This window comes from Gordonia westfalica (genome assembly GCF_900105725.1).
Taxonomy (GTDB): domain Bacteria; phylum Actinomycetota; class Actinomycetes; order Mycobacteriales; family Mycobacteriaceae; genus Gordonia; species Gordonia westfalica.
On the sequence record NZ_FNLM01000034.1, the window covers coordinates 388484 to 400131 of the forward strand.

Sequence of the window (11648 nt, forward strand, 5' to 3'; positions counted from 1 at the left end):
CTACGCCCATCACGTATGCCCTCTACACCTACAACTGACTCCCCGACCGCCGCAACTCCGAGAACGCCTTGATCGTCGTCGAAGTTGCAGTAGCAACCGGCCGCAATTCCGGCCCGACCTCGGTCTTCGACACCATCACCACGTTGTCCACGTACGGCTGGATCGTGCTGGTGTTCTGCACTGTGGCGACGATGATGAGCTGGAACCCGAACTTGCGGAACGCCGACAGGGCCTGCTGCGCGAACTGCGGGTCGGACTTCGAGAACGCCTCGTCGAGCATCAGCTGGGCGAAGATCGGTCGGTTGTCGTTGCCGTGCGGGCTGGCCAGGTTGAAGCTCAACGCGCCTGCGAGGCAGAAGGCCATCAGCTTCTCCTGCTCGCCACCGGAGTTGTCGCCGGCATTCGAGTAGGTGCGGATGGTCTCGCCGCTCTCGGCGTCGTGCTCCTCGCAGTAGAAGTCGAAGCGGTTGCGCACGTCGAGGGCGTCACGCGTCCACTGGCGGTCCTCCGGGGTGTTGCCGGCGAGTCGTTCGCGCAACAGCAGGATGTCGGAGTACTGCTCGAGGATGGCCTGTTCGTCGCCGAAACTGACCGCCGTTGCGCGGTTGGAGATCTGGCGGGCCTTCTCGGTCAGCTCCTCGACGGCGGCGAGCTTCTTACGGCCCGGGACGAGGCGCAGGCGGGTGCCGCGGTTGAACGCCACCGCACCCAGGCCGGTGTTCACGCGCTCGATCTGTTCGACGATGCGCCGTTCCTCGGCGTCGGCGGCCATGTGTAGACCCAGGATCGCGCCAGGTGCCTGCTCGGTGATCAAGCGGCGCATCCGCTCGTAGGCCGAGGGCAGCTCGCGTTCGTCGATGCGGCGGCAGACGGCGACGTAGTCGTGGATGCGTTCGTCGAAGTCGTCGCTGTCGTTGGGGATGGCATCGGGGAACTCCTCGTCGTAGGTGTCGAGGATCCGGGCCAGCTCGTCACGGGAACGTCGAGCATCTGAGCGCATGCGGTCGCGTTCGCGGCCGGCGGCCTTGACAATCTCCTGGCGGTACGGCTCGGGGTTGAGCACGTCGAGGGTCGCCGAGAGGTCCTCACGGAAGCCGTCGAGGGTCTTCTCCGCCTGCGCGGGAACATCTTCGGGCTTGAGCCGGTCGATGAGGTCGAGCAGCTGGGTGCGACGCTCGTCCTGACGGGCGATCTTGTCCTTGACCAGGGCGGCCTGAGAGATCGCGTGACGCACCTGCTCCCACAGGTCCTCGGCCTTGCGCTGCAGCGCCTCGACGTCGGGGTTCTCCTCTATGAGGAGGTCGTACTGGTCGGTGAGCTGGTCGACGCGATCGTCGACGGAGTCGACGTCGATCTCGTTCCACTGCGTGAACTGCTCACACACGCGTCGGTAGGCGTCGCGGCGTCGTTCCTTGGCGGACCGTTCGCGATCGAGTTCAGCGCAGTCCTCGCGGGCGTCCTCGAAAACGCGTTCCTCGTAGGCGAGTTCGTCGCGCAGTGCGGTGATCTTGGATTCGACGTCGCCGACGAAGATGTACTGCGACCGGCGAAGCTGCTGGCGGTCGTCCTTGACGGCCAGCTTCGCCGAGTCCTTGCGCAGGCCCTGGTCGGTGACGGCTTTGGCGTACTGGGAGAACTCCCCCGGGTTGTCGACGCACATGTGGTTGCCCAGCTTGGCGAGCACTGTCATCGCCTCGGCGGCACAGGGATGGCCGGGGTCGACGGAACGCAGCTTGGAGGCCAGAGTTCCCGGCTCGACGACGGGCATCGGACGGGTCTCGGCCTGGTGCAGCTGGATCCGGCCGCGCATGTCGTGCGAGTTGACGAAACGCAGGGCGGAACGAAAGTGCTTGTCCGGCACGAGGAGCCGCAGACCGGCGTTGCGCAGGACCTTCTCGACGGCCAGACGCCAACGTTCCTCGTCGGGGTCCAGCTCGACGAGCTCGGCGACATACTTCAGCTCGGACTCGTCGATCTGCAGCGCGTACGCGATGACGCGGCGCATCTCGTGTTCGGTACGCGGCAGGGCGGAACCGGCCTGTTCGACGCGGCCCAGTTCTTCCTGCGCGGTGTCGCGGCGGCTGCGGGCGGCGACCTCGCGGGCCAGCGCCTCGGCATAGTGGGCGCGGCCGGCCTCGAGCTGGCCGTCGATCTTGGTAGCCTCCTCGATCAGCTCCTCACGCAGCGACCAGAAGCCCTCGGCGTTGGTCGGCGGGCTGAAACCGAGCGCGGAGACCTTGTCCTCGTAGGCATTTCGTCGCGCGGTGACCTCGGTGCTGAGTTTCTGTGCGCCGCCGAGCTGTTCGCGTAGCGGGGCGAGGTCGCCGGTGGAGGTGGCGATGCGGGCCAGCAGCAGGCTGTGGTCCTGGCGGAGCTGGTCGTGCTGGGTGGTCAGCGCGGCGAGATCGCCGTCGAGGCGGGTGATCTGGTCGTCGAGGTCGGAGACCTCGGGCTGTGCGTTGCGGATCCGCAGGTTGTTGACGTAGCTGCGGATGGTGGTGCTGTCGATGGTGTCGAGAACGGAGAAGGTGGCCGACTCGCTCGCGTACCGCTCGTGGACCTCCTCGATGTTGCCGAGGATGGTGCGCTTGCGGCGCGCGACGTCGAGCAGCTCACGGGCCTCGACGAGCGGATCGATCTGCTCGAGGGCGTCGGAGATGCCGACAATGGACGTCGGGGCGTCGAGCATGAACTCCCGCACGAACTGCGCGAGACCGCCGACGCTCTTGAGCGACTTGGCTTTTCCGAGGAGCTGCTGCGCGGCGTCGGAGCCGCGGATCCCGATGAGCGAGTACAGCGTCGAGAGGTACTTGCCCTCGCCGGGCCCGCCGCGCCAGCCGCGGTCGCGGAACTTGGCCGAGTTGTAGTTGGCGGCGGCCCACTCGTTGCAGGCCTCGACGATGTCGGCGTCGCCGTCATAGATGAAGTACGAGCTGTGCGCGTCGGTCATCTTGCCCGCGGCCAGCCACTTGAGGACCAGGCCGGTGATGGCGGTGCCGGAGGTGGAGGTGTAGGTGACCGCGATGGCCGCCCACGCCGGACCGGTGCCGCGCAGGTACATGATCTCGCGGTGAGCGTTGGTGCCGTCGCGCCGCTCACCCCACGCGCCGCGCACGTACTTGCCGACGGTGCGCTTACCGCTCGACGAGCCGGCGGCGGTGGCGTCGCCCGAGGCGTTGAAGTTGCGGCGGTGGTCGGGCAGGAACGCCAGCGAGATGGCGTCGAGCAACGACGACTTGCCCGAACCCGACGACCCGGTGATCAGAGAACCGTTGGAGCTGAACGGGATCGAGTGATACCCGTCGAACACGCCCCAGTTAATCAGCTGCATCCGGGACAGGTGGTACTGGTCGACGCTCACCAGTCGTCTCCTTCGTCGTCGCCGTACGCGTTCTCGGCGTCGTCGGGCTGGGTGGGTTCGTCGGCCGGACCCTCGGGCGGCTCCTCCCCCGTGTCGCCGGAGCCGATGAACTGCTCGAACTGCCGCTGCAGATCGGTGATCACCGACGCCGTCATCACCGCGGAGATCACCGGGCTGACGGTGAACGTGTCGGCGTCGTCTCGCTGCTTGCGCAGGAACTCGAGCTCTTCCATCTTGTCGATGGCGCGTTCGATGCGCTTGTCGAAGAGCGCGAGGTCACGGTCGATGGTGTTGGTGACGCCGGCGAAGAGCTCGTGGATCTCCTCGCGGGTGATCAGCGCATCTTCGTCGCGGGCGGCGCGAATGTACTTGGCCAGGTGCAGCGCCAGGATCGCGTCGTAGGTGTGGACGGTCTCGCGCTTGAGAATGCGTCGCGCCCAACGCGAATCGGTGGCGGCCTGCTCGACGAAGGCGACCTGGAGTTCGTCGACGAGGCGCAGGCGCAGGTCGAGCTCGGACAGGCGGACGCGTAGCACGTCCTGGTACTCGGACACCCACGACCACAACTGCGGCTGCCGGTCACCGCTGACGTAGCGGCGGGCCAGCAGATTCTGCAGCGCCCAGCAGGCACGGTCGGGCATCTCGCTGACGTCGCCGTCGAAGCGAGGGGCGCTCGGGGCGTGCGAGGCGGCTCGGTTGGCGACGGTGGGGAGATCGTCGAAGCCGGCGAATTCTTCGGGGGTGGGGGTGGGGCCCTTCGTGGCTCGCTGCGCTTGCACCTCAGGGCCCTTCGTGGCTCGCTGCGCTCGCACCTCAGGGAGCGAAGGGTCGGCGCCCTCCTCAGGGAGGGAGGGGTCGCCTTCGTGGAGCGAGGGGTCCGCTTGCGTCTCAGGGAGCGAAGAGTTGGTCATTCGGCGTCGACCTCCGCAGTCGGAATCGGTTCGGTGAAGGTGAGGTCGGGGACTTCGATGGCGTGGTCTTCCCCGATGAGGGACCGGAAACGCACGGTGGTCATCGGCACCTTCTCCCCTGCTGCCAGCTGTTTCTGCGCCCAGGACCACAGGACGATGACGTGCGCGAGGTACGGCTCGTCGAGTCCTTCGATCACCTCGGTGAGCGGGACGGGTCCGGCGGCGACGGCGTTGTTGACGGTCTCGGTGAGTTCGACGGTGTCGACCTGGCCGGTCATCGACGCGAAGGCGGTCAGGTCGGCGTCGGCGCCACCGGCGGGTAGGGCTGGGGCGGGCGGGACGTGTTCGCGGATCTCGAAGGCGAGGCGGCCGATCGAATTGAGGGTCGGGGCGGCCAGCGGCAGCTCGTAGCCGAGGCGGCGGTCCGCGAGCGAGGACTTGAGGAGGTCGTTGGCGGTGGCGAGCGCGTCGTTGAGCTGACGGGCCAGGCCGCGGCTCTGCTCGAGGGTGCCGGACGCGACGAATCGTCGGATACGACGGGCGCAGCGCTGACGGGTACGGCCGACCTCGGCCATCTGCTGGGTGACCAGGCCGAAGAAGTTGTCCATCACCGACCGCAGGCCGGCGTCCATGCCGGGGAAGTTCTCGATGATGGTGTCGATGTCGGTCTTGAGGCGGGCGCGACGCTCCGGGTCCTGGATCATCTGGGAGAACGCCTGGTACGACGCCGACTGGGACGACTGCAGGAGGGCTTCGTAGTCGTCGAAGAGCTGGCGCTGACGGTCGCGGTAGGCGAGGTCGGAGTCGCCCGGGTCGTCGAGCAGCGCGGTGGTGATGCGGTCGAGCATCGTGCCGTACTGGCCGATGTCGGAGATGATCTGCTCCATCTGGTAGCCGATGGCGCGGGCGGAGTCCTCGGCGACGCGGAGGTCGACCGGTGGGCGGCGGCCGGCGTCGAGGTCGGCGAGCTCGGCGTCGAGGTCGGACATCTGCGCCTCGAGCTCCAGGCGGATGGTCTCGGGGTCGTTGCTGACCTGCCCGGCGACGCGTCGGAGTTCGGCGGCGATGCCGGTGATCGAGCCGCCGGTGGCGATGGAGTCCTCGCGGCGCTGGCGGCGCATGAAGTCCAGCACCGAGCGGGCCTCGCTGGTCAGGTGGCAGAGGTTGGGGGCGTCGGGGTCGGAGGTGTCGGTGACGCGGTGCAGCCAGCCCTGACGAGCCCACAGTTTGACCAGTTCCAGGCCGGTGGGCTGATCGTCGGTGAGGTCGAGTTCGGCGAGGTCGCGTTCGAGGCGCATCGTCAGCTCGACCTCCGACATCTTGGTGCCGTAGTCGAGATGACGCTCCATCAAGGTGACGTAGAGCGCCGAGTTGTTCGCGGCGAACAGCTTGATCGCCGCCGACTTCTGCAACGCCCGGTTGGCATCGAGCGCGTCACCCAGCGTGACCTGCGCGGATTCGGGGTGCACAGGGGGTCGCCCGGCCTCGCGCTGAGCCGGGAAGGCAGAACTCTCCATCGCCGCCTCACGGGGTTCTCGGGGACTACAGGACCCGCGATAGTCTGCCACGTCCCCCCGCCCGGACCCCAGTCCGGGAGGTGGGCGGCTACGTGTCGTCGCGGCCGGCGCGGCGCGCGAGTCGCGTAGTGCACTACGCGTGTCCTGGGGCTTTGCGACGGCGATCCTCGAAGACGAGTCGACCCCGACTCATCACCACATCCCTCCTCGGATGGAGCCGGTGCCATGAGCATCATCACGATCGCCGGCGGCGACGGTCGCCCAGCTCGCCCCGCAGCCGACACTTCCGTACCGCGGATAGCGGACGAACAGGACTTTCAGGACCGGGCCGCCGCAGAGCGCGTGCGAGCGTCGACGACGCGCCGGTCGACCAACGAGGACACCCTCGTCGTCGGCGGCATCGAGACCGTCAACGAGCCGGACCGGATCGCGCGCCGGCTCGACCGCCTGGTGCGCTATCACCTCGACGGGACCGCCGAAGGTGCCGTGCCTGGGAGTCGCGTCGACATCGAGGACACCCTCGGCCGCCTCGACGACCTCACCGGCGACGCCGACTCCATCGGCAAGGCCGTCGAGGCCGTCATCAACACCGCGGACTGGCTCGGCGTGCGCTACCTCGACGCCGGGGTCGCAGCGGCGCGGTCGGTCGGCCGGATCAACATCCGGCAGGGTCGCGGCTTCGGCACCGGCTTCCTCGTCACCCCGACGCTGCTGATGACCAACCACCACGTGCTGCCCGACGCGGAGGTCGCGAAGGCGAGCGTCGTCGAATTCGATTACCAGGACGACATGGATGGCCGCGAGCGGCCCATGCAGACCTTCTCACTGGACCCGGACACGTTCTTCGTCAGCGACCGGACCCTGGACTTCGCGCTCACCGCCGTACGCGGTACCGCTGACGCGCTGCGGACGTTCGGTGTCAACCGGCTGACCGAGGCGCAGGGCACGATCGTCATCGGCGAGTTCACCACGATCGTCCAGCATCCGCGCGGCGACAAGAAGATGGTGTCGCTGCGGGAGAACAAGCTCGTCGACATCCTCGAGTCCTTCGTCCACTACTCCGCCGACACCGAACCCGGATCGTCGGGATCGCCGGTGTTCAACGACCAGTGGGAGGTCGTGGCGCTGCATCACGCCAGCGTGCGCGCACCGAACCGTCCCGAGTTCGGCGGCGTCGTCAACGAGGGCACCCGCATCAGCCGGATCATCGCGTTCCTGCGGCGCCAGGAGTACGGCCCGGCGCAACGGGCGCTCGTCGAACCGGTCATCGGAGCAGCTGCCGCCGAGGCGAGGGCCGCACCTGCTCCGACGCCGCTGCCCGAGCGCACCAACTCTGCTGTCCGCGAGATCGTTTCGTCGGCATGCGGTCGCATCACCGTCACGGTCACCGTCGACGGTCTTCCCCACCAGCTCGACCACCCCGACCAGAGAGAGGAAGAACGATGATCGACGACGAAACACCCACATCCCCGACCGCGGGACCAGAGCTGACCGGGCGTCAGCTCATCACCTTCACGGAGGACAGTTCCCATGAACAGCGCGTCGACGCGCTGCGCGCACTGAGCGGGATCGACAACGTGGCGTCGAGCGCGGACGCCGACGACGGGTCGGTCGGACCGGAGAGCGTCGACGCCGCCGACGCGACGCTGTTCGATCGTCTCGGCATCGCGGTCGCCGAAGTGCCGGTGGCGCAGGAGGAATCCTTCGGCGCCGACGCGGAGCAGGACCCCGTCATCGTCAGTGTCGAACCCGAACACGTCGTGCACGCGCTGACCGTGACGGAAGGTGCGGCGCAGACCGTCGAAACCCCGTTCAGTGACAGCGAAGTCGCGACCTGGGGCCTGCAGGCGACCAAGACGACGACATCGAGTGCCACCGGCGACGGGATTCGAGTAGCGGTCCTCGACACCGGGTTCGATCTCGAGCACCCGGATTTCGCGGGACGCCCCGTGACCACACGCTCGTTCATCCTCGGCCAGGGTGTGCAGGACGGCAACGGGCACGGCACGCACTGCATCGGCACCTCGTGCGGGCCGAAGGCGCCAGACACCGAGAAGCGTTACGGCGTCGCGTCGTCGGCGACGATCTTCGCCGGCAAGGTGCTCAGCAACGAAGGGTCGGGCAGTGACTCCGGCATCATCGCCGGCATCGAATGGGCACTCGCCAACGAATGCGTCGTCATCTCGATGTCACTGGGAGCCGACGTGCGGCAGCCGGTACAGGCCTATGAGGCGATCGGGCGGCGCGCGCTGGCCGCGGGGTCGCTGATCATCGCGGCCGCCGGCAACAACGCCCGACGTCCCGGCAATCCCGGCTTCGTCGGGAGTCCGGCGAACTCGGCGTCGATCATGGCGGTCGGTGCACTGGCGCCCGACATGCAGATGGCGCCGTTCTCCGCGCGGGCGACGACCGTCGACGGTGGTGCCATCGACATCGCCGCACCTGGCGTGAACGTGTACTCGAGCTGGCCGATGCCGATGCGGTATCGGTCCATCAACGGCACCTCGATGGCCACGCCACATGTCGCGGGCATCGCGGCGCTGCTGGCCGAGACCACCGGAGCCCGCGGACGGGCCCTGTGGGACGCGCTGATCACCACGGTGCAGACACTTCCGCTGCCGGTCGTCGACGTCGGGGCGGGGCTCGCCACCGCACCGTGAGGGGTGGGCGGCCGAGGGTGCACACAGGGTCGTGCATCCTCGGCCGCTCGGTGCTCGTCACCCGGCGCGGCTACCCTGAGCCACATGGTGATGGCTGATCGTCCCGAGGTCGAAACCGCATCCGCGCCGCTGGCGACGCTGGCTGTCGCCGGCCTGGCGTCGAGCATGCTCGGCGGGCTCGCACGCGTGCCGTTCAAAAAGCCGTGGTCGGGGCCGGCAGGGCTGCTCGACAACATCGGCCAGGCCGTCACCCGGCAGTCGATCCGCGCCTTCATGGGCTACTCGATGGGTCTGCCGATCGAGGAGTTCCGATCGATGGAGAAGATCCTCGACGAGATCTGCCGCGTCGTGATGCCGCCGTTCGTCGAACTGACCGACGGCGTCGAACTGACCGACGACGTCATCGGCGGCGTCCCCGGCCTGTGGTGTCGCGCAAAGGCGAGTACCGACGCCTACGTCGACGAGGACGAGGAGAAGCAGGAGATCGGTGCGACGATCCTCTACCTCCACGGCGGCGGCTACATCGGCACCTCGCCGATCATGTACTCGGCCTTCGCATCGTCGCTGGTGCGGATCACCGGGTTCGAGGTGTTCATCGCCGATTATCGGATGGCACCCGAATTCCCCTTCCCCGCCGGGGTTCTCGACGCCGCCGACGTCTACCAAGCTCTCCTGGGACGTGGTGTGACCCCGGAGCACATCATCATCGCCGGCGACTCCGGTGGCGGCGGTCTCGCGGCGTCGCTCGTGGCGCATCTGCACGAGCAGGGCCTGCCCAAGCCCGGTGCGATGGCGTTGTTCTCCCCGGAGATCGACCTCGACCTCGACCATCCGTCGATCACCGAGAACGCGCAGTATGACGTGTTGCCGTGGAACATCCCGGTGACGCCGTACCTACATGGCGTGCAGCCGAACGACGCTCGCGTCTCGATCATCCACGCCGACCCCGAGCCGGACTGGTTCCCACCGACGTTCGTGTGCTGGGGTAAGGACGAGATGTTCCGCGACGGGATCCGCGAGTTCGCGGAGCGGCTCGAAGAGTCCGAGGTGCCGACGCATGCGATCGAGGAGCCGGGCATGTTCCATGTGTTCCCGATCCTCATGCCGTGGGCGGAGGCGTCGAAGCGGGTGTTCCGGGCGATGCACGAACTGGCGAAGGGCCACGTCGCCAGCGATCCGGACGCGACGCAGACGCACTGAGGCCTCAGCCCAGGACGAACGCGAGCAGGAAGCCGGCGGCGGTGGCCAGGCCGACCCACCAGCCACCTTCCTTGTAGGCCTCGGGCATCAGGCCGTTGGCGAGGACGCCGAGGGTCGCGCCGCCCGCGAAGGCCTGGACGAGGCTGATCGCGCTCGGCGAGATGGTATCGGCAACGGCGTAGCCGCCGACGGTGACGGCAACGAGGATCGCGGCGGTGACCACCCACATCACCAGCGCGTATCGCAGCGACATGTCGTGTTCGCGTCGCATCAACGACGCCCCGCTGACGGCCTCGGGAACGTTGCCGACGGCGATCGCCACCACCAGGACGAGAGAGCCTCCGGCGGTAAGGGATACACCGAGGGCAATGTTCTCCGGGACGCCGTCGAGGAAGACGCCGAGCATGAGCGCCGGCCCGATGGCGCGGGAGCCGAGTGTGGTCTCGACGGCATGGTCGGCGATCACGTAAACCGCGGTACCGAGGAACAGTGACGCCCCGGCGAGGCCGATGCCGGCCTGCTTGAACGCAGGCTCGAAGAGTTCGGTGGAGACCGCCGCGATCATCGTGCCCGCGCCGAACGCCATCAGAGTCGCCAGAACGCGTGCCGGCAGATCCCACCGGAGACCGATCGCGGCGCCGATCGCGATGGGTACTGCTGTCACGAGCCCGTAGAGGATGGCGGTCAGCATGAGTACAGCTTGCGCTTGGTTGGTGGGCGGTGACCTCGATACGCGGCGTCCTCGCTCCGCTCGGTCGGCGCTACTCGGCCAGCAGGGGGACGCGGCGTCCTCGCTCCGCTCGGTCGGCGCTACTCGGCCAGCGGGGGGACGTGGCGTCCTCGCTGCGCTCGGTCGCCGCTACTCGGCCAGCGGAGGACGCGGCCAGCGGGGCCCAGCCCCCGGTGCGGCCGGCAGGGGGTGCACGGCCCGGTGCGGGCCCGTCGGCTCCGTTTGATCTTGGACCCGGAAGCCGGGCACAACGTCATACGGATAGTCGCACGCTCGATCGGTCGGCGCTGGTGTCGCCTGATCGGCAGACGTGACGGATGGTTACGGTGCCGTATGGGTCGGGTTCGTCGGGAATCCGCGAGAAGTAGGTCACAAAATTGCGGATCCCCCACTCGACCTGGCGAGACGCAGAGGATATGCTGACTTACGTCCGATGAACCGGTCAGACCCCCGACCCGACCGGTTCATCGGACATTTTATTTGCCGGGCCCGCCCGCTGTCCTGTCGAACGGCCGAGGCTTCAGCTCCGACGGACGTCGTGTTACGCCAACCGGCGATCCATTTATTCCAGCGGTAACCACCCGGTAATAGTCGACCGGTGAACTGGTTCTCGTAGCGTTCAGCTACTCGATGAGATCGAAGTCTTCCGATCTGCCGCTCTTGGGCAATGATGCCCGACCCGCTTTCCTCACACGCCGAGCCGCCAGGCGCCGTCGTCTCGCCATTCCAGGAGTCCTTGTGCCCTCTTTCGACGAATCCATCACCGAGAACATCGCCGCTTCGCTCGCGGAGATCCCGCACCCCTCGCTGCCCAAGGGGTCCAACATCTATGGCGGCACCAAGATCTTCCCGGACTACCAGGCCGAGGACGGCGAAACGTACTTCACCCTGGTGCATGGCATCGCTCACGAATCGTCGGTGTCCTTCGTCGCGGTACTGCAGGCGACCCGCGCACTGCGCAAAGGTTTCGAATCGGCCATGTACTTCTACGGCCCGGGTGCCATCAATTGCCTTGCCACACGCGGTTTTCCGACGACAGGCGACTCCGGTTTCCCCGGTGAGCAGAACATCAACAACGCGCTCGAGACCTTCATCTCCGAAGGCGGCACCGTGTTCTGCTGCCGCTTCGGTCTCGCGCTGCACGGCGGCCGCGAGGAAGACTTGATCGAGGGCGTCATCCCGGCGCACCCGCTCGACGTCCAGGACGCCATCATCCACTACGCCCGCAAGGGCGCGATCATCAACTCGACCTACATGGTCTAAGCGAGA

General features: G+C 67.6%; 8 protein-coding genes. 4 read left to right on the plus strand and 4 right to left on the minus strand.

The window, feature by feature from the left end; translation table 11 throughout:
• Window positions 1-28: 28 nt before the first annotated feature.
• Genes BLU62_RS07120 through BLU62_RS07130 form a run of 3 tightly spaced genes read right to left on the minus strand, consistent with a single transcriptional unit; the run spans window position 29 to window position 5789 of the window.
• Window positions 29-3331 (minus strand): ATP-binding protein, encoded by a 3303-nt coding sequence (locus BLU62_RS07120; protein ID WP_074852744.1) that lies wholly within the window; start codon window positions 3329-3331, stop codon window positions 29-31.
• Window positions 3332-3357: 26 nt separating this feature from the next.
• The gene (locus BLU62_RS07125; protein ID WP_074848882.1) at window positions 3358-4272 is read right to left on the minus strand and encodes a DUF4194 domain-containing protein; all 915 of its coding nucleotides are present in this window, start codon (window positions 4270-4272) and stop codon (window positions 3358-3360) included.
• Entirely contained in the window at window positions 4269-5789 is a 1521-nt protein-coding gene (locus BLU62_RS07130; RefSeq protein ID WP_074848883.1) for a DUF3375 domain-containing protein, read from the minus strand. Before BLU62_RS07130 ends, BLU62_RS07125 begins: the two co-directional genes overlap by 4 nt.
• Window positions 5790-6014: 225 nt before the next feature.
• Between BLU62_RS07130 and BLU62_RS07135 the strand changes: the two genes are divergently transcribed.
• From BLU62_RS07135 to BLU62_RS07145, 3 genes are all read left to right on the plus strand, one after another.
• Window positions 6015-7235 carry a trypsin-like serine peptidase gene (locus BLU62_RS07135; protein ID WP_084811758.1) on the plus strand — a complete coding sequence of 407 codons (1221 nt, stop codon included), beginning with the start codon at window positions 6015-6017 and terminating at the stop codon, window positions 7233-7235.
• Window positions 7232-8449: a S8 family serine peptidase gene (locus BLU62_RS07140; RefSeq protein WP_074848884.1), complete on the plus strand. Its 1218-nt coding sequence runs from the start codon at window positions 7232-7234 to the stop codon at window positions 8447-8449. The genes BLU62_RS07135 and BLU62_RS07140 overlap by 4 nt, the downstream gene beginning before the upstream one ends.
• Before the next feature lie 84 nt (window positions 8450-8533).
• Entirely contained in the window at window positions 8534-9649 is a 1116-nt protein-coding gene (locus BLU62_RS07145; protein WP_074848885.1) for an alpha/beta hydrolase, read from the plus strand.
• Between the two features lie 4 nt (window positions 9650-9653).
• Here the strand turns inward: BLU62_RS07145 and BLU62_RS07150 are convergent, their stop codons facing one another.
• Window positions 9654-10340 (minus strand): ZIP family metal transporter, encoded by a 687-nt coding sequence (locus tag BLU62_RS07150; RefSeq protein ID WP_074848886.1) that lies wholly within the window; start codon window positions 10338-10340, stop codon window positions 9654-9656.
• Between the two features lie 777 nt (window positions 10341-11117).
• Between BLU62_RS07150 and BLU62_RS07155 the strand changes: the two genes are divergently transcribed.
• Window positions 11118-11642, plus strand: coding sequence for an MSMEG_0572/Sll0783 family nitrogen starvation response protein (locus tag BLU62_RS07155; protein WP_074848887.1), 525 nt, complete (start codon window positions 11118-11120; stop codon window positions 11640-11642).
• Window positions 11643-11648 lie beyond the last annotated feature (6 nt).

What these genes read in the sequence shown, in the direction of transcription:
- BLU62_RS07120 (WP_074852744.1), bottom strand. Translation starts at nt 3,331, where the DNA reads ATGCAGCTGATTAACTGGGGCGTGTTCGACGGGTATCACTCGATCCCG.
- BLU62_RS07130 (WP_074848883.1), bottom strand. Translation starts at nt 5,789, where the DNA reads ATGGAGAGTTCTGCCTTCCCGGCTCAGCGCGAGGCCGGGCGACCCCCT.
- BLU62_RS07140 (WP_074848884.1), top strand. Translation starts at nt 7,232, where the DNA reads ATGATCGACGACGAAACACCCACATCCCCGACCGCGGGACCAGAGCTG.
- BLU62_RS07150 (WP_074848886.1), bottom strand. Translation starts at nt 10,340, where the DNA reads ATGCTGACCGCCATCCTCTACGGGCTCGTGACAGCAGTACCCATCGCG.
- BLU62_RS07125 (WP_074848882.1), bottom strand. Translation starts at nt 4,272, where the DNA reads ATGACCAACTCTTCGCTCCCTGAGACGCAAGCGGACCCCTCGCTCCAC.
- BLU62_RS07135 (WP_084811758.1), top strand. Translation starts at nt 6,015, where the DNA reads ATGAGCATCATCACGATCGCCGGCGGCGACGGTCGCCCAGCTCGCCCC.
- BLU62_RS07145 (WP_074848885.1), top strand. Translation starts at nt 8,534, where the DNA reads ATGGTGATGGCTGATCGTCCCGAGGTCGAAACCGCATCCGCGCCGCTG.